Origin of the sequence: Sporolactobacillus terrae, assembly GCF_019930545.1 — a bacterium.
GTDB lineage: Bacteria > Bacillota > Bacilli > Bacillales > Sporolactobacillaceae > Sporolactobacillus > Sporolactobacillus terrae.
Map to the genome: position 1 here is coordinate 2,401,163 of NZ_CP082837.1, position 19,044 is coordinate 2,420,206.

Annotated in this window: 15 protein-coding genes; 5 read left to right on the plus strand and 10 right to left on the minus strand. The window is 46.4% G+C overall.

Annotated elements, in window-relative coordinates:
• Positions 1 to 246: 246 nt before the first annotated feature.
• Both bacA and K7399_RS11525 read left to right on the plus strand, forming a co-directional pair.
• The gene (gene bacA / locus K7399_RS11520) at positions 247 to 1,050 is read left to right on the plus strand and encodes an undecaprenyl-diphosphate phosphatase (protein WP_028983407.1); all 804 of its coding nucleotides are present in this window, start codon (positions 247 to 249) and stop codon (positions 1,048 to 1,050) included.
• 553 nt (positions 1,051 to 1,603) lie between these two features.
• Positions 1,604 to 3,811 carry a glycosyltransferase family 39 protein gene (locus K7399_RS11525; protein ID WP_128167199.1) on the plus strand — a complete coding sequence of 736 codons (2,208 nt, stop codon included), beginning with the start codon at positions 1,604 to 1,606 and terminating at the stop codon, positions 3,809 to 3,811.
• Positions 3,812 to 4,051: 240 nt separating this feature from the next.
• On the opposite strand, the gene K7399_RS11530 is transcribed toward K7399_RS11525, so the two are convergent.
• The 3 genes from K7399_RS11530 to K7399_RS11540 form a co-directional block, all read right to left on the minus strand.
• On the minus strand, positions 4,052 to 7,342 hold the full coding sequence (locus K7399_RS11530; RefSeq protein ID WP_128167203.1) for an SH3 domain-containing protein: 3,291 nt from the start codon (positions 7,340 to 7,342) through the stop codon (positions 4,052 to 4,054).
• A gap of 152 nt (positions 7,343 to 7,494) precedes the next feature.
• Positions 7,495 to 8,280, minus strand: coding sequence for a C39 family peptidase (locus K7399_RS11535; RefSeq protein ID WP_028978056.1), 786 nt, complete (start codon positions 8,278 to 8,280; stop codon positions 7,495 to 7,497).
• Between the two features lie 28 nt (positions 8,281 to 8,308).
• The gene (locus tag K7399_RS11540) at positions 8,309 to 9,229 is read right to left on the minus strand and encodes a ketopantoate reductase family protein (RefSeq protein ID WP_028978055.1); all 921 of its coding nucleotides are present in this window, start codon (positions 9,227 to 9,229) and stop codon (positions 8,309 to 8,311) included.
• 245 nt (positions 9,230 to 9,474) lie between these two features.
• Here K7399_RS11540 and rnhA point away from each other — a divergent pair, with 245 nt between their 5' ends.
• On the plus strand, positions 9,475 to 9,933 hold the full coding sequence (gene rnhA / locus K7399_RS11545) for a ribonuclease HI (RefSeq protein WP_028978054.1): 459 nt from the start codon (positions 9,475 to 9,477) through the stop codon (positions 9,931 to 9,933).
• Positions 9,934 to 10,086: 153 nt separating this feature from the next.
• On the opposite strand, the gene nrdG is transcribed toward rnhA, so the two are convergent.
• From nrdG to K7399_RS11560, 3 genes are all read right to left on the minus strand, one after another.
• Positions 10,087 to 10,590, minus strand: coding sequence for an anaerobic ribonucleoside-triphosphate reductase activating protein (gene nrdG, locus K7399_RS11550; RefSeq protein WP_028978053.1), 504 nt, complete (start codon positions 10,588 to 10,590; stop codon positions 10,087 to 10,089).
• A 46-nt stretch (positions 10,591 to 10,636) separates the two neighbouring features.
• Entirely contained in the window at positions 10,637 to 12,499 is a 1,863-nt protein-coding gene (nrdD, locus tag K7399_RS11555; protein WP_051578099.1) for an anaerobic ribonucleoside-triphosphate reductase, read from the minus strand.
• A 287-nt stretch (positions 12,500 to 12,786) separates the two neighbouring features.
• Positions 12,787 to 13,641: an HAD family hydrolase gene (locus tag K7399_RS11560; RefSeq protein ID WP_028978052.1), complete on the minus strand. Its 855-nt coding sequence runs from the start codon at positions 13,639 to 13,641 to the stop codon at positions 12,787 to 12,789.
• Positions 13,642 to 13,897: 256 nt separating this feature from the next.
• On the opposite strand from K7399_RS11560, the gene K7399_RS11565 reads away from it, so the two are divergent.
• The gene (locus K7399_RS11565) at positions 13,898 to 14,047 is read left to right on the plus strand and encodes a DUF5670 family protein (RefSeq protein ID WP_156031524.1); all 150 of its coding nucleotides are present in this window, start codon (positions 13,898 to 13,900) and stop codon (positions 14,045 to 14,047) included.
• 433 nt (positions 14,048 to 14,480) lie between these two features.
• Here K7399_RS11565 and K7399_RS11570 read toward each other — a convergent pair whose 3' ends face one another.
• Entirely contained in the window at positions 14,481 to 15,776 is a 1,296-nt protein-coding gene (locus K7399_RS11570; RefSeq protein ID WP_028978051.1) for an aspartate aminotransferase family protein, read from the minus strand.
• 148 nt (positions 15,777 to 15,924) lie between these two features.
• Here K7399_RS11570 and K7399_RS11575 point away from each other — a divergent pair, with 148 nt between their 5' ends.
• Positions 15,925 to 16,809: a LysR family transcriptional regulator gene (locus tag K7399_RS11575; RefSeq protein WP_028978050.1), complete on the plus strand. Its 885-nt coding sequence runs from the start codon at positions 15,925 to 15,927 to the stop codon at positions 16,807 to 16,809.
• Positions 16,810 to 16,819: 10 nt separating this feature from the next.
• On the opposite strand, the gene K7399_RS11580 is transcribed toward K7399_RS11575, so the two are convergent.
• Genes K7399_RS11580 through K7399_RS11590 form a run of 3 tightly spaced genes read right to left on the minus strand, consistent with a single transcriptional unit; the run spans position 16,820 to position 19,019 of the window.
• Positions 16,820 to 17,545, minus strand: coding sequence for an amino acid ABC transporter ATP-binding protein (locus K7399_RS11580; protein WP_028978049.1), 726 nt, complete (start codon positions 17,543 to 17,545; stop codon positions 16,820 to 16,822).
• Entirely contained in the window at positions 17,532 to 18,209 is a 678-nt protein-coding gene (locus K7399_RS11585; protein WP_028978048.1) for an amino acid ABC transporter permease, read from the minus strand. The genes K7399_RS11580 and K7399_RS11585 overlap by 14 nt, the downstream gene beginning before the upstream one ends.
• A 33-nt stretch (positions 18,210 to 18,242) precedes the next feature.
• Positions 18,243 to 19,019, minus strand: coding sequence for a transporter substrate-binding domain-containing protein (locus tag K7399_RS11590; protein WP_028978047.1), 777 nt, complete (start codon positions 19,017 to 19,019; stop codon positions 18,243 to 18,245).
• Between the last annotated feature and the right edge of the window lie 25 nt (positions 19,020 to 19,044).

Genomic DNA, 19,044 nt, shown 5'->3' on the forward strand with positions numbered 1-19,044 from the left:
TTTCTAACTCGTGTGATACTCATTATACATTGCTCACCAAATTAGTCAACCCATATTTTAAAATATGTTTTTTGTTTATGCGTGTCTGATTACGCTTCAATTAATCTATTCATAAAAAAATTGTTTAGAAGTACGGATTTTGTATTCCTCGACGAACAGCTATAAGGATGCAAAGTGTGAATATGCTATAATAAGAGGGCTTGTTTGACAAACGAAACGAATACCGATTTAAGGCTGGTGAATTTTTTGATTCAACTATTCATTGCGGTCATTCTCGGAGCCGTAGAAGGATTAACCGAATTTGCGCCTGTTTCCTCAACGGGGCATCTTATATTGGCTGCCGATCTGCTCAATTTTAAAGGCGAGACGGCCAAAACGTTTGAGGTCATCATTCAATTAGGCTCCATCATGGCTGTTGTAGTCCTCTATTGGAAACGATTGTGGAGTCTGTTCGGATTTTATCGAAATGAGCCAAAAACCGGACCCGAAAATTTGAATTTAATCCACATCATTGTTGCCGGAATTCCTGCAGGTATCCTCGGCTTTCTTTTGCGTGATTTTATTAAAAATGTTCTCTTTTCGCCGCAGAGCGTACTCATCGCACTGGTTGTTGGCGGTATTCTAATGATTATTGCAGAAAAGATTGCTGCCGGTCGTGGCGGCAGAGGAACAAAAGAGCTGTCTTACGCTCAAGCCTTTATCATTGGTCTGTTCCAATGTCTGTCACTCTGGTCCGGATTTTCCCGTTCCGGTTCCACGATTGCCGGGGGGATTATTGCCGGGGTAGAACGCAAAACTGCAGCAGAATTCTCCTTCATTTTGGCTGTTCCGATGATGATTGGAGCAAGCGGATTAGACTTTTACAAAAGTCTTGATTTTCTGTCGGCAAGTGACATCCCGCTCTTTGTTGTTGGTTTTCTAACCGCATTTGTCGTCGCGATGCTTGCCATTCTCTTCTTTATGAAACTGTTACGCCGCTACACGCTTGTACCGTTTGCGGTCTATCGTTTTATTCTTGCTGCTGTTTTCGCGCTGTTTATCATTTTCTGAGTACGCATCACAATGATTTTATCAAGTCCTTTCTATGCGATGAGCCGCATCTTCAGCGGAACATCGCATTTTTGCATTAAAGCAAGTCCTTTTAAGCAGATTTTCTACTCCTATTATTTCTTCCGATTGACCCAGTTTCCACAGAATTTTTGCGAATAGGTTAACGGTGTTTCGTTGATCAATCGTTCCATTTATAAGGATAGAAGCGCCATGACAGGTATTAAGGTAACTGATGAGCTTTCTATTGACGGCGCAGATCGCATTGACGACTGCTTTGGCAGAATGCACGTCGGAATGGGATCCATGCGCGTTCGTGCAGCATTTTCTTAAACCACCCGCTCGTGTCTTCTCTGTGCTGAATCGTCGCTTCGGTTACTCGCTTGCCGCAGGCGCCCGAGCATCTGCGCGTTTGATGCACTGTCTTTTGCTTGACCAAAAACACATCCTTTTTCACCTGTAAAAAAACAGCTGACTGCTGTCGCGATGCATCAAAGCGTACCCTAATCATGGCCACCGTACCAACAACTTGTGACTGAGAAGAGGGCAAAAAGTTATGGAAAAACTGAAACTTGCGAAGGCTATACATAACAAACGTTTGCTCGTGAAATTATTCAGTATCGCTTTCTTTGTTAGTTTTCTCGTCGTTCTTTTTTCAAGCTTCGCCTATCCATTTGATTATCTTCAAAAGTACGGCTATATTGGCCCCATATTGTCACTGGGCCTTTTTGCAATGATTGTGCTTCTGTTTTATCTCGCATTCTACCGCTTGCTTTCACGCTTTAATGACCGGCATATTCGTATGATCAGTACGCTGATTGGCTTCATCATGCTTGGCTTTGTTACATTTCTGATCATTGGCTTTCATGCGGTTCTCCCACCGCTCATTGACGGGGGGCACACCTATGCCGAATCGCTGTATTTGCTTGCGCATGGGCATGCGTCCGATACCCTCTACTTTAAGGTCTATCCAAACAACATTCCCATAACGCTACTGCGTTTTCTTCTGTATAAGTTTGCCGGTCTGTTTCACATCTCAAGTTATATGGGGATTGACCGCTCATTCTGCGCCATCATGCTTGGCATCGGTATTTTTGCAGGATGGCGGCTTGTTCGGGATTGGCTTGACGAACGGGCGGCCTGTTTGTATCTGTTGATCAATCTGACTTGTCTGCCGCTATTTTTTTATACGCTATACTTCTATACAGATACTGCAATTATCGCATTCCCTGTTCTGATGCTCTATTTCTGGCATCGTTACGCGCAGTCAAGAAAATTTCGCTTTATCATGATCCTCGGCGTGTTTCTCGGTATTGGCCAGCTGATCCGTCCAAATCTGATTCTGTTTCTACCGGCACTTGCCATTTACATGTTCTTTGTCTTGAATTGGAAGAAAGTGCTTCTTAATTTAGCGATCATCGGTGTCCTGCTGGCAGGATCAAGCTATTCGTTTCAAACCGTTGCGCAGCAATTTGGCTATCAAAATGACCCTAATCTGTCCATGCCAAGTGTGCATTGGATCATGCTCGGTCTGTCAAAAGACGGTTCATATAATCGCAGCGACTATGATTTTACGCGCACGCAGCCGAATCAAGCCGCAAAAAAACGCGCCGACTGGCAGCAGATTAAAGCGCGCCTCGAGAACAATCCCTTTCAACGGCTTTTGCGGCTTTGGATGATCAAAGCGTTCCGAACATGGGGAGAAGGCGCGCACGGCTATGATTGGTACACACATCTCTCGAGTCATCCAACTGAAGCTTACCAATATCTCTTTAATCATAACAAGCAACTGACACTGATCATCGTGCAAGTGTTTCATATCGCTGCACTCGTTCTGCTGCTGCTTTCAGCTTGCCATACGTTCCGTTCGAAAAAACCTGCGCTTGGTCTATTGATTCAGATCACTTTATTCGGAAACTTTCTTTTTTACACCTTTATCTGGGAGGCTGAACCGCGTTACAGCCTGCTTTTTACACCGTTTCTCTTAATTGGTGCCGTTCTGGGGCTAACGGAGCTGGAGCAGCTTCGAGCTACCGTTCAATCGACAACGGGTCGCAAACTGAATGTAATCCGGTTACCACTGATCTTTGGATTAGCTGCCGCTGTCGTTGTCTGTGGCGCTTCTGGAGCCGGAATTTATTTGAATCCTAAGTCGCCGCAACGCCACTATCTTGTGGATCAACCGTTTGCAAGCGATAAGCAAACCGTGCCTCTCGATGCCGAGCATTCAATCACTCAGACATTTCATGCACCAACCCGTTTCAATCGTATATCAATGAGTGTCGCTAGCCAGAGCGGAAAAGGCAGCTATCACTTTTCACTGGTCAATCTCCGCTCTCAGCAAACCGAATATGCGCGCAGGTTTGCACCGGATCATGAGCACGGGCCGATAACATTTGCGTTTCCCCCGATCGACGGAAACACGCATTTTCTTCTTAAAATGCATCAATTAAGCGGCAATGACAACGCACGACTTGAGCTGTTCATTAACGGCCATCGCCATGGATTTGAACAACGTGATGCCTATCCAGGAGGAGCATTGTCCCTAAACGGCATGAAGCAGGGCCGAAAAGATCTTCAGTTCAGCGTCTATGAGCAAACCCCCGGTCCCTTCATCAACACATTTATTTATGTCTTATTGATGACCGTGCCGCTTTTGATGCTAACTGCATACGCTGCAATCGGTTCAGCGAATGAATCCCAAAGACGCAAACGACAAAATCGGTTGGTATCACGAAGCAAAACCCAAGATTTCAATGAATAGAATCGTTCCATGCAGCCAATAGCAGCTGGCGATCACAGAGAAATAGCCGATGCGTAGCAGAACGCGCATCGGCTATTCGAATTGCATGCTGTTTTTTACAAGTAAAATAAGCAATGGCCCGTTGCGGCAGACTCTTTCACTTGCTGCACGCGATGCTATAGAAAACCCCCTTGGAGTCGAGATATCGCCATTCAACGCCAAGGGGTAAGTAAAAAGGTTATTTTTTCTATTGAGCTTTGCTTAGTTACCATACTCCGGAACATCAAAAATCAAACTGTATTTGGCGGCCATTCGATACAGATTGTCAATCATCGGTGTTTGTTTCACCGCCCAGCCGACATCTGTCGCATATTGATGTGCCGCGTCGCCAATGACCAGTGCTTCGGGATTCCAGCGCATTTTATAGAGTGTATCTTGACGATACGTTTGATTATAAATGTAATAGTTTGCAATCCATGCTGCTCCGCCTTGAATCGCCTTTTCCGGAGTCGTCCACCCTTGATTGTAGGCATACGCAGCACCGCTGGATACGGCACTGCCATCGTAGGCACCAATTCCAAACATGTTGTAGACCGTTTTGCCGTTATACTCCACGCCTTTGGCAAGTGTCGACGAACCATTTCCTGTCTCAAGCAAGGCGTGAGAGACGAGGTAAATTTCATTCACTTGATATTTCTTAGCTGCATCAATGAATGCTTGACCTTTACCAGAAAGAATCCCTTTTCCCTGAAGCATCGTATCCATATCGCTCAAGGACACACTCGCCAATGAAGACAATTGCAGAAATTGATAGTAATCAATGCTGCCCTTTGCAAAGTTATTTGGATTTAAATAGTAGGCAAGCGAGGAACTATTATTTACTTTTTCTTCCTTTGCTAATGCTTGTCCGAATGAAACCGAGTACTTTGTGGTGATATACGCGGTGTTGCCATCCTGAATGGTTGAGGTGATTTCATCCTTCAAATAGTCGCCATAGATGTAACCATCCTTGCCATCATAGCTTACCTTAATCCATCCGTCCGCTCCTTGGGCGAGAATTTCTACTTTCGTTCCGGCTTGGAGGACACCGTAGCTTTGATACGTTTTCCCCGGACCTTGGCGAAAATGGACACCTGTCGTCGTTAAACCATAGCTTGTTGATGAGCCGTTCTCTGATGATCCCGATTCATTAGACGATTGATTTGACGAATCGTCGGCAGATGTGTCGTCGGATGGCTGTTCGACAAACTCTGCGGACACATAGCCAGTGCCGCCGTTGTACTTGATCTTCAGCCAACCGCCCGCTTCGCTCACAACGTCGACGCTGCTTCCTTTTTTCAGCGTTGTCAGGATCTTGTTCGACGTGCCGGCTCCTGAGCGCACGTTCAGGTTCGCTGTTGTTTTGCCCGTGTACTTCACTGGTTCGCTGTTTGATTCACCCGTGTTGCTCGAGCCGGGCTTGCTTACAAACTCTGCGGACACATAGCCAGTGCCGCCATTGTACTTGATCTTCAGCCAACCGCCTGTTTCGCTCACTACGTCGACGCGGCTTCCTTTTTTCAGCGTTGTCAGGATCTTGTTCGACGTGCCTGCCCCTGAGCGCACGTTCAGGTTCGCTGTGGTTGTGCCTGTATACTTCACCGGTTCGCCGTTTGATTCGCCCGTGTTGCTCGAGCCGGGCTTGTCCACAAACTCTGCGGACACATAACCGCTGCCGCCGTTATACTTGATCTTCAGCCAACCGCCCGCTTCGCTCACAACGTCTACGCGGCTTCCTTTTTTCAGCGTTGTCAGGATCTTGTTCGACGTGCCTGCCCCTGAGCGCACGTTCAGGTTCGCTGTGGTCGTGCCTGTATACTTCACCGGTTCGCTGTTTGATTCGCCCGTGTTGCTTGATCCGGACTTGCTTACAAACTCTGCGGACACATAGCCAGTGCCGCCGTTATACTTGATCTTCAGCCAGCCACCCGCTTCGCTCACAACGTCTACGCGGCTTCCGTTTTTCAGCGTTGTCAGGATCTTGTTCGACGTGCCTGCCCCTGAGCGCACGTTCAGGTTCGCTGTGGTTGTGCCTGTATACTTCACCGACTCACTGCTAGGGCTGCTCGTGTTGCTTGATCCGGACTTGCTTACAAACTCTGCGGACACATAACCGCTGCCGCCGTTATACTTGATCTTCAGCCAACCGCCCGTTTCGCTAACAACGTCGACGCGGCTTCCGTTTTTCAGCGTTGTCAGGATCTTGTTCGACGTGCCTGCCCCTGAGCGCACGTTCAGGTTCGCTGTTGTTTTGCCCGTGTACTTCACTGGTTCGCTGTTTGATTCGCTCGTGTTGCTCGAGCCGGGCTTGTCCACAAACTCTGCGGACACATAGCCAGTGCCGCCGTTATACTTGATCTTCAGCCAGCCACCCGTCTCACTTACTACTTCGACGCGGCTTCCGTTTTTCAGCGTTGTCAGGATCTTGTTCGACGTGCCTGCCCCTGAGCGCACGTTCAGGTTCGCTGTGGTCGTGCCTGTATACTTCACCGGTTCGCCGTTTGATTCGCCCGTGTTGCTCGAGCCGGGCTTGTCCACAAACTCTGCGGACACATAACCGCTGCCGCCGTTATACTTGATCTTCAGCCAGCCACCCGCTTCGCTCACAACGTCTACGCGGCTTCCGTTTTTCAGCGTTGTCAGGATCTTGTTCGACGTGCCTGCCCCTGAGCGCACGTTCAGGTTCGCTGTTGTTTTGCCCGTGTACTTCACTGGTTCGCTGTTTGATTCGCTCGTGTTGCTTGATCCGGACTTGCTTACAAACTCTGCGGACACATAACCGCTGCCGCCGTTATACTTGATCTTCAGCCAACCGCCCGTTTCGCTCACAACGTCGACGCGGCTTCCGTTTTTCAGCGTTGTCAGGATCTTGTTCGACGTGCCTGCCCCTGAGCGCACGTTCAGGTTCGCTGTGGTTGTGCCTGTATACAAAGTTGTTTTGCTACTTAGCGTTGATACCGATGATGCCGCACTTTTTTCAGCAGTTATGTATTTTGCTGCAACATAGGCTGCTCCGCCTTTGTAATCAATTTCCAGCCAACCGTCACTTGTTTTACCGGTGACGGTTACCGTTGATCCGCGGCTCAACGTTTTCAAAATGGTTCCATCTTCAGAAGGGAGCAGACGAACATGTAGGTTGTCGGACGTGACGCCTTGGTAGCTGGCAACCCTTTGGACAGACAAAGTTGGCACCGCTTCCTTTGTTTCCTCTACGCGCTCCGTATAGTGCCCGTCAACATAAGCCGTGCGCCCCTCATATTTAATTTTGAGCCAATTTCCTTCTTCACTCTTCTTGTCTACCCCTATGACATCAAAGGTCTGATCTTTTTTTAAGAGACCAATCTTGGGGTGATCCGTTCCAGGTGTACTGCGGACATTCACATTTGTTGTTGCTTTTGCCTTGTACGCATCAAACGTTTCTGCTGAAGCATGGTTCGGCGCACCGGCTATTGCGGCTACTGCAGCCGCTGCTGCTACGGTTCCGACAAGCGTAAACTGACGATCTGGGCTCATTAGGCCACCCCCGAATATGATAAAAATCGAACGATTTCCTTTATTATACAGGTAAGTTATACCATTTGTTTAGTCCTAATAAACAAATACCTGCAAAACATGAGGAAGGTCCCATAGATTACCAGTTTGATACAGTACATCTGCATCAGCCATCATGACCCTGTATAAGCGATTGCCTGATTGCCGAACTGGGTCCACGCCTCAATGAACGTTTTTTTATCGGCTTTGCTGCCCGCAGCTTCTGCAAGCGGATCATTAAAATAAACATGGTCCGCATCAAATCCGGTAACGAGCACTGAATGTTCTTTAAACGTAATCCGAATCGTCCCTTGCCTTGTCGGCCACTCTTGCCAAGCATTGTCCGGAACAGGCACAAAATTAATGCTGGTGATGACCCACACCGGTGTTCCGGAAGCAATCTGTTGCTCAACCGCAGACCACGATTTTCCCGTCATATCAATCATGCGGCTTCCCAGATACTTGCGTGCTAAATCTGCAATCGGCCCATGATAAACGGCAAATCCGGGATTTGAGCGGTTTCCGTGATACATATTGCCAACAAATCCTTCGTTCGGATTGCCCTTATAGGTTCCGGATTGAAAAGGAACTTTTTTTATCTGACGTGCAAGCGTCAGCTTATCAACCTTTACGCCAGCAGATTGAAGCAGCATCGTCAGACTGGTGATCTCGCAACCATTAGGAAGCTCAGGCCGTTGACTGACATACGGGGCAGTCAATTTTTTTGCTAATGCTTCATCAGGTTGCTGTTGTGCTGGTTCTGATGAGCCCGATGACTCTGGTGATTCGATATCGCCTGCAGTCTCTTCCTTTGCCTGCTGTTCTTGTTTCTCCGGAGCATGAGTGACCATATAAAAAATGGATAGAGAACCGACCATGATTATGCTGATCATGAAAAGTGCCGCTGCAAACTTTTTCATCACGCTACCGCCTTTACATTTCCTAGTCTTAGTGACTACGCTCTAAGAAGCGAAGCAGATGGTACAGGGTTTCAATGGTTGGAACCGAAACCGCACATTGTTTCGCCGTCTGAATCACAAAGCCGAGAATTGCGTCTAATTCCATTGCCTGACCGTTCTCAAAATCCTGGAGCATCGATGTTTTATGATTTTGAATCTCCTCATCGGGGGTAAGAAGTCCTGTCTTGTAATCCTCTCTGATTATTATGCCCCGTTTATCCGCCAAATTCAGGAACTCTGCACTGACGCGTTCAAGCAGCAATTTGAGGTCTGGATCTTTTAATGCCGTGCCGACCCTCGTTTGCGTTAACGCGGTCAACGGATTGTAGGTGATATTCCAAAGCAGTTTTTCCCACTTGATTCGCTTGATGTCGGATGTAATGCGTACAGCCGCTCCTGCCTGAAGCAGCAGCTTCTCCAATTCGATCAAGCCGGCATCTTGATGCGTATGACTCTGCCACTCGCCGATCACCAACTTGCCATCACCAACGTGATGAACAACTCCCGGCGCTTCACGGATAATCGAGATAAACGCCGAACCGCCAATGACTCGCTGAGCACCAAACACTTCTGCCAGCCTTTCTTCATTACCGATCCCATTCAGCAGACAGATGATCTTCGTGCGGTCTTCCATTAAAACTTTTAATTCCTCAATCGCGGCTTCAAGTCCAGTCGATTTTATCGCTAAAAGAATATAGTCAAAGGCAGCATGCCCTTCCAAATGCTCAGAATCGATAACGTTGACCGGTAACGAAAAATCACCATGAATACTTTTTACAACCAATTCGTGATGTTTCAGACGATCATATGTGCGTCTTCTCGCAATGAATGTCACATCTGCATGTTCCTTAGCAAGAACTCCGCCGTAATAACATCCGATCGCCCCTGCTCCTAAAACTGCGATTTTCAAATTGCCCACGCCCCATTCCAAGTTTATGAATCGATTCTTCTGCTGCACCTTTTTCTTTTTCTCTACTATAAAATAGTTTACAATATTTTGTTTTCAATGAGGTGACAAAATGATTGCGTGTGAGCTGATTTCGAGGAGCGCCGCTCTTCTGATATACTGATCAAAGGCTTCCTGAATAAAGGATTTCGCCTAGGACGCAGAGAATGATCACAAGGCAACGATTTTAACGGAAAAGGTGACGTGAATTGAACGAAATTATTATTTATTGTGATGGAGGCTGTCGCGGCAATCAAAGCGATCATAATGTCGGCGGATGGGGGGCAATCCTTCGCTACGGAGACAAGGTAAAAGAACTGCATGGGGGCATGCGCAACACAACAAACAATGTCATGGAACTAACTGCAGCAATCCGATCGCTTGAATCGCTCAAAACAAACCAAATTCCGGTTTCTTTCTATATCGACAGCGCTTATGTCGTAAACGGTATGAATAGCTGGATCCATGGTTGGATTAAAAAAGGCTGGAAAACCGCCGGTGGAAAACCCGTAAAAAATAAAGAATTGTGGATGCACCTCAACGCACTTGCCGAAAAACAGGACAAAATCACCTTCAATAAGGTCAAAGGCCATCATGGCGTTGAATACAATGAACGCGCCGATCAGCTGGCCAATTTAGCAATGGATGAACAGGAAAAGAACTGCTGAACAAAGGAGTGAGCATAACGCTCACTCCTTTCATTTTTGCCGCGCATCCGCGGCATGTGCAACGTCCGATCCTTAGAATGCCGATGCCAAGTCCGGAGTTGCTCATTAACCTGTTCTTTTTGCTCATCTTAAAGCCGGTATTACGATACATATTTAGTGAACTTTCAGCACGATGCGTCCTTTTTTCAGTGATTCTTTCACAAGAATCACCCGCTGATTGGATGATCCGCGGAACTTTAACTTCAGGTTGCGCTTGTTGATGTCAAAGGGACCATCAACCAACACATCGAGATGGCGCAGCATGTCGCGCCGCTCAGGATTCTCCTTTAATTGTTCAAAAGTGAATCCCGTCCAGCACCAAATATCCTTGCCCGGGCAGTCTCGATTGACGCGGGTCACAAGTTCAGTTAACGGTTCCGGATGGTCAAACGGTTCGCCGCCAAGCAGCGACAAGCCTTGAACCTTAATCCCGGGAATGTTGAGATCATCAATAATCTGCGTCTCCACCTCGGCTGTGTAAGGCTTGCCAAAAGTGGGATTCCACGCCACTGCATTCCAGCAGCCTTTACAATGAAAGTGGCAGCCACTGACGAACAATGAATGGCGGATGCCGGACCCATTTAGAAAATCAAACCGTTTATAATCAGCATAATTCATCGTTCTGAATGCCGGATGCTTGCTGCATTCGGCAAATTCACTCCTTTCAGTACTGCTGTTTTTCCCTGCTGTTGATCTCTTTCAAGCGTCCTTTAATCGGTTTGCGCTGAATCACCGACCCAAGATAGCCGCACAGACGGCGAATGCAGGACGTTGTCTCAGGATTGTGATTGCCGCAGCTTGGGCATTTAAAGCCTTGCACCGTCGACTCAAACTCGCCCTCATAACCGCATTCATAACACTTGTCAATGGGCGTGTTGGTACCAAAATAACCGACACGGTCATAGGTATAGTCCCATACCGCTTCAAGTCCTTCAGGATTATTCACGAGCGATGGAAATTCGCAGTAGTGAATAAATCCGCCCGCTGTATAAGGTTCATAATCTTTTTCGAAGTCGATTTTTTCAAACGGATTTATTTTTTTACGCACGTCATAGTGAAAGCTGTTTGTATAATAATCTTTATCCGTAAGATCCTTGATGCTGCCGAAACGCTGCTTGTCCAAGCGACAGAACCGGTCGGTCAAGCTTTCCGATGGCGTTGCATAGACGCTGAACGCATAACCCGTTTTCTCACGCCATTCAATCGACACTGTTTTGAAGCGTTTCACGATATCCAGTGTGAATTTTTTCGCTTGTGGATTATGTTCCCAATTTGCTCCATAGAACACCGTCGCCGCTTCGTACAAACCGATATACCCCATTGATACCGTCGCACGTCCGTTTTTAAAAATATCCTTGACCGGTTCATCCGCATCCAGTCGTTTGCCGGTTGCACCGTATTGATACAAAATCGGCGCGTTCTTCGCCTGGACCTTATTCAGCGTTTGAATGCGGAAGAACAGCGCGCGGCAGACAAGATCGAGACGCTCATCAAAAAGGCTCCAGAACGTATTCTGATCACCAGCGGATTCAATGGCAATTCTCGGAATGTTCAAAGTCACTACACCCATATTATTGCGGCCATCGGTGATGTAGTGCCCATTTTCTTGATAAGAAGGCAGAAACGAACGGCAGCCCATCGGCGCTTTAAAGTCACCGGTGATTTCAACGATCCGATCATAATTTAAAATATCCGGATACATCCGTTTCGTTGCGCATTCAACGGCTAGTTTCTTAACATCAGCGTTTGGGTCACCTTCATTGAGGTTCAGTCCCCGTTTGATTGTAAACACAAGTTTTGGAAAGACTGCGGTTTTGTGGTCGCGACCCAAACCGAGAATACGAACTTTCAAAATAGACTTCTGAATTTCACGAGCAAACCATGATTCACCAAGCCCGAAATTCAACGTAAAAAAAGGCGTTTGTCCGTTACTGGAAAACAAGGTGTTAATTTCGTATTCAAGTGACTGCATCGAATCATAGATTTCTTTTTTCGTCATCGAATACGCATACTTTTCCTGAGCTTTCGGATCGGACATCCATTGTTTCGCCGTTTCCAAATATTTGCAGAAACTCGTTTTTGCGTACGGTTCTAATACTTCATCTGCTCGATTGAACGATGTTCCTCCATAAATATTCGATGAAACATTAGCGACAATTTGGGCGACCAGTGCTGTTGCAGTCTTGATTGATTTCGGCTGCTCAACATCGGCATTCCCAATCGAGAATCCTTTTTCCAGCATGCCTTTGAAGTCGATCAGCATGCAATTGTACATGGGGAAGAACGGTGAATAATCTAGGTCATGGAAGTGCATGATGCCCTGCTTGTGCGCATCGGCGAATTCTTTCGGCAAGATGTGGCGAAGTGCATAGTCTCTGGCGGCCACACCTGCGAGCAAATCGCGTTTTGTATTGAATACATTTTCATCCTTATTGGCATTTTCATTCGCAACATATTCATCCATATTGATTAGATCACGAATTTTATCGTCTAACATTTTCTCTTTCATTATCGGTTCATTAATCATCTTGCGGCCTCCTATAATCGGCTAATAAAAACATTATACAACAATATGTAGTATATTTAAGTGATTTCTAACACAATATGTAGATAAAAAGTAGCGAAACACGTTTTTTGGGGGAGAGGGAAAGGAAAAAATAGAATTGAAGCAAATTTTGCGAATGCCGCTTTGCCGCAGCCTTTAAGCGCTGCAAGTAGAAAGGACAACTTATTCATTATAGGGGTTTAAAACACACAAAAAAATGAGGAAAGGCATAAAAAAAATGACGATTTCGTGATCGTCATCTTCATCAATTAATGAAAGACTGTATTTAAGAATTTAAAAAGACCATTTTGGTCATAGGGGTTTTCGGTTACCCAATCTGCTTGTTCCTGCACATGATCCGGCGCATTCTTCATCGCCGCCGAATGTCCGGCAAGCTGAAACATCGGCAAATCATTTTCACCATCCCCAACCGCCAACGCCTGTTCTGGTGACAGGTTAAAATAGTCAAGCAACTGACCAATGCCGCTCGCCTTCGATATATTCTTGCCGACAAGTTCGGTATTGTTCGGTGAAGATGAAAACTGGTCAAAAGCGAATGTCTGTTGCAAAGTGCGAAGCGCCTGTTTCCATGCAGCCATGAGTCTTGCATCGGTACTGAAAAAGTACATTTTCGCGATTTGTTCCGACTCTTCCTCAGTTAGCGTATCCTTCCAGACCATATCTTCCAGAACGGCCTGTCTGCGCGAATTCCATTCATTTTCACTTACGGAATGCGGCCGTTCTCCTCTGATCTGATCGGTGATATAGCCGCGATCACGACTCAGAATGGTCCGCCTGCCTCCGATTGGGTGCAGCTGGTAATACATGCGCTGCTGCTCTGATCGCTTGATCATTTGTTGGACAAGCCCGCTGGGAAGTGCTTGTTGAAAAATCCTTTTCCCGCCTGCAAATACCGACATTCCATTCGAAGCAACCATGCCTTCATGCGGAAAGTCTTTTGGAAGAACATTCAGCGCATCGACTTCGGAACGGCCTGTGACGACAAACACATGCTTGCCAAGGGATCGCAGTTTCTTTAAGTATGCGTTCAACTCAGGGGTGACCTGATTTTCCGCTGTTAATGTCGTCCCATCCAAATCCAACATAATCGTCTCAATACTCACATCCTATCCCCCCTTAATCATCGCCTATACGGTTATTTTACCTGTTCTCAACGCGGCGCGCATGTGTTTCATACTCAGAAGCAGGCACTTTTTCAGCAGGCATGTAAACGCTCCACGATCTTCAGCAGCTTAAAGCGGGCTTTGATTGGAACATTGAAGCGACGTTCAAAACCTACATGATCTTGTTCTGATGAAAACTCATTCATTTGTCTATACTACTAAGTAATACATCAATGACTTGATGGGAGGGCATTTCATGCTGGGTCTGCTTTGGACGTTGATCGTCATTCTGTTTGTTATTTGGCTTGTTCTGCTGCTGCTGAAAATCGGCGGCGCGCTCATTTACCTTTTGCTCATTGCCGCGCTGATTTTGTTTATTGTTCAGTTTTTCACGCGCAGGCGATGAATGCGGGTGAACCGGGTGCATGTCTGATTCTATTCGCTGAAACTGTCTGAGTATCAGATTCTTATCCCCTTGAAATGGGTTCGTTCCGAGCCAATTCCAGGGGGTTTTTCAGTATTGTAAGAAAAACCGGGCAAAATACGCCCGGTCCTTACTCTCCAACCATGTGTGATGGACTCGTGTCTTTTCGGTACTGAATCGCCGCTTCGGTTACTCGCTTGCCGCGGGCGCACCGCGAGCCTCCTCAGACAAACAGAAATCTGCGGGATCTCGCTGGCACGCATCAACAACGCGCGATCCCGCTGGCGCCAGAGTACCTCCGCTTTGATTCTTGGCCAAAACACTGGTCTATGGGTTTGAAGACGGGGCAGAATCGTTTACTTAATTATCCCGCAAAGAAAAAATCGATGATCAACTGCTTCTGCGCGAGTCAGAGTCAATGCTTCTGCGCGACTTCATCAAGTGACGCTTCAACGCTTGCTTTGAAAATGTCAAAGGCGTCGTCGATTTGCTCCTTGGTAACAATAAGCGGTGGAATAAAACGAATTACATTGTGGTCCACGCCGCAGGAAAGTAAAATCAAGCCTTTTTCTAGAGCCTTGGCACGAATTGCCGTGACCAGATCGCCATCCGGGTGACCGTCACGGTCGACAAATTCAATGCCGATCATCAGACCAAGTCCTCTGACTTCCAGCACCTCATCACGCTCAGAAGCCAGCTGCAGTAACTTTTCTTTGAAGTATGCACCGACTTCTTTGCCATGATCGACTAATCCGCCTTCGAGCAATTCAAAGACGGCTACCCCTGCCGCACAGGCAACCGGGTTTCCGCCGAACGTGCCGCCATGCGTGCCGGCCGGCCATTTGTCCATCAAGTCGCGTCGTGCTACCAGTGCGCTGAGTGGGAAGCCGTTGGCAATCGCCTTGGCAAGCGACATGATATCCGGTTTCACATCAAAATTTTCGTAAGCAAAGATTTTGCCTGTTCGACCAAATCCGGTCTGAACTTCATCAAAGACAAGCAGGATACCGTGTTCATCGCAAATTTTGCGAATCGCTTGCAGAAAGGCCTTGGGTGGAACGATATAGCCGCCTTCGCCTTGAATCGGCTCCAAAATCATGCAGGCAACTTGTTCCGGTTCAATCAGATCATGGAAAATTTCATCAAGCGTATTTAAGCAGCGCGCAACTTCCTGTTCTTCGGTAAGACCGGAACGCGTTGCATAGGGATAGTCGGCATAATACACACTTGGAAGCAAGCCCTCATAATTGCGGCGATACTTCGCATTCGAAGCGGTCAAAGTCGTCGTTGCAAGCGTACGGCCATGAAAACTATGCTTAAACGTAATAATTCCCGGCCGATGGGTCACTTGTTTCGCCAGTTTGATCGCTGCCTCGTTGGCCTCCGCGCCACTGTTTGAAAAATAGATCTTGTAATCATGGCCAACATGATCAAGAATTTTTTCTGCGAGTTTAATATAAGAAGGATAGTAGACAACATTATGCCCGCCATGAACCAGTTGATCCATCTGTGCCTTTGCTTTTTCCAGCACGTAGGGGTGGTTGTGGCCGCAGTTTACAACGGCTACGCCGCTGGCAAAATCAATATACTTTTTGCCATTTTCGTCCCAGACATAAGCGCCCTCGCCCTTGACAATGCCGAGCTGTGTTGCCCGCAAGGCAATCGGCGGAAACAAATCCAATGATTTTTCATACATACTCTTATCCGGCATAATCTCCATACCTCTTTTGTTAGAAATTCGAAGCACTCATCCAAGGCTAAAGCAACAAACTATTATATACTGTTATTAAACAAGCGTTTATTTACTTTTTTTAGGTCATGATTCGCCATAAATCGCGACGATACGGAGGCAGAAATCAATGGAACTCAGGCAATTGAGAACGTTTCAAACAGCAGCAAAACTGCTTAATTTTACGCAAGCTGCTAAACTGCTTAACTTTTCACAGCCAACGGTTACTGCGCAAATCCGCTCCTTGGAAGAAGAAATCGGCCATCCACTCTTCTTCCGAATCGGCAAGCAGACGTTCCTCACCGGACACGGCGAGATCATGAAACACTATGTGGATCAGATCTTTCCGATCCTTGAGCAGATGACGACCGAGCTTCAAGCTCAGAGCCGGACAGCAAGCAAATTAACCATTGCTGCATCGGAAACCTTTTGCACGCATTACTTTCCGCCGATCATCCGCCAATTTCTTGCTGACGATCCGGATATCGGAATCAAGTTGGTCTCCTGCACTAGCGATAAAGTGATCGAAGGCATCAACAACAATCATTTCGATCTCGGCATCATTTCCGGATCGTACCGCAAATCCGGGGTGACGAACATCGTCCTCTCAGAAAAAGAGGATCTCGTTCTGATCGTGTCCGACACGCTTTATCAGCACAACACCACTCAGGACTTACTGGAAAAGTACCCGTTCATCAAATATGAGATCGTTGGACCCTTTGAAGAACAAATGAACAGCTACATCGATGAAAACGGTATCCATCTGCGAAAGATGATCGAATGCAGCAGTCTGGAAGCGGTGAAAAGCGCCGTGATGAATGACATTGGCGTCGGACTGATCAGCCGCAATCTTGTTAAAAAAGAACTGGCAGAGCGCCAGTTACATGAAATCCATTTAAACCAAAAACCCATTGTCATCCAAACCTCACTGATTATCGCCGCACATAAGCTTCGTGATCCAAAGACGATGCATTTCATTCGTCTCATTGAACAGAAATGGAATACGATTCACTGATCTTTAAGGATTACAGAATCTTTTTCAGAAAATCTTTTGCGCGATCCGTTTTCGGATTACTGAAAAAGGCTTCCGGCGTATTGGATTCCAGAATTCTGCCGTCGTCCATAAACACGACTTTGTTGGCCACTTGTTTGGCAAAACCCATTTCATGCGTCACGATTACCATCGTCATTCCGGACTCAGCAAGCGACTGAATCACATCCAACACTTCTTTGACCATTTCCGGATCAAGCGCCGAAGTCGGTTCGTCGAACAACATGTATTCAGGTTCCATCGCTAGTGCACGGGCAATTGCAACACGCTGCTTCTGACCGCCTGAGAGTTTGTTTGGGTATTGATTCTTCTTATCAAGCAGCCCGACTTTTTCAAGCAGCGCTTCCGCTCGTTTGACAGCCTCATCCTTAGACAGCTTCTTCACTTTCATTGGTGCGTAAATCAAGTTATCAAGTACGGTTTTATGCGGGAAAAGATGGAAGTGCTGAAAAACCATGCCGACCTTTTCCCTAACCTTGGTGACCTGTTTCTGTTTAAGGGAAACAAGGTCCTGATCATCGATCAAAACGCTTCCCTTCGTCGGTGGTTCAAGCAAGTTGATACAACGTAAAAATGTAGACTTTCCTGACCCGGACGGCCCAATGATGACAACGACTTCGCCCTTATTAATGTCTAATGAGACATCTTTCAGTACCTTCGTGCTGCCGAAATCTTTATATACATGTTCAGCTTTGATCACTGCGGCTCAGTCTCCTTTCAATGCGTCCGCCAACCGCGGTCAGGATCAGGACAACAATATAATACATGATGAATGCGACGAACATCGGCGGAAAGTACAGATAGTATTCCGCAGATACGATCTGAGAACGGCGCATCATATCAGTGACTGCAATCGTCGATACAATTGCAGAATCCTTGGTTAACGTGATAAATTCATTCATCATTGCCGGCAATATATTCTTGATTGCTTGAGGCAGAATGATATCCTTCATCATCGGCCAATAGCCGACGCCAAGTGCACTTGCTGCTTCAAACTGGCCTTTATCGACCGCATTAATCCCTGATCGGATAATTTCAGACATATACGCCCCTGAGTTCAAGCCAAAGGTAACGATTGCGCAAGTGGTTGGATTGACGTCGTTCAAGCCAATCAATTGCGGTATCGCAAAATAAGCGAGTGCAAGCTGCATAATCAGTGGTGTCCCTCGAAAAATCGAGGTGTATGCTCTGGCAATTCCGCTTAATAGTTTTATGTTTCCGATCTTGCATAAGGAAAGCAGTATGCCTAATACAAAACCGATGATCGCCGCACCTAATGCAATCCCCAAAGTTACCCAAATACCATTTATAATATAGGGAATTGAAGGAGCAATTGTCTTAAAACCGGTAATCACATGTTCCATTGCCCCATGATCCTTTCACTTCAAAATAGAATTTTATTGATTGACAATCCATTTCTTAACGAGTTCATCTTTCTTGCCGTTCTTTTCCATTTCTTTAAAAACCTTATTAAATTTAGCCGTTAACTTGCTGTCTTTTGGGAAAGCGGCACTGATCGGATCATACTGAGTCTTTCCATCAACCACTGCTTTAAACTGTTCCAGTTTCTTATCTTTGCTTGTGTACCCATAGGCAACCGTATCGACAGTAATGATCGCATCAAGCTTTTTCGTGCGCATGGCCTCAACCATCTCATTCAACTTGTCCCAGCTTTGAATTTTCATCGGAATTGTCTTATTCACTTTTTTAGCCAACGTTTCCTGAGTTGTTCCTAATTGCACGCCGACCTTCTTGCCTTTTAGATCGTTCATTGTTTTAATGTTTGTGCCTGCGCGTGTGAGGACAACTTGGTACGATTGGTAATAGGTCTTCGAAAAGTCAACTTGCTGGCGCCGTTTCGGTGTATCCACCATACCGGCCATAACGAAGTCTACTTTTTTGCTGTTCAATGCAGCAATCAAACCGTTAAAATCTTGGTTTTGCACTTCTAATTTGTAGCCCAGTTTATCGGCAACATATTTTGCCAAATCAAGGTCAAAGCCGACAATCTTATTTCCATTTTTCGTATCCACATTTTCAAACGGTGGATAATCGGCACTCGTCCCCATAACAATCGTTTTCTTCTTGCTTGAATCGCTGCTTCCTGAGCTGCTACATGCCGACAGAACAACCAGCAGCAGCGCCATCACAATAAAACCAACTTTTTTCATCATTAACTTTCGCCCCTTATCATTATAT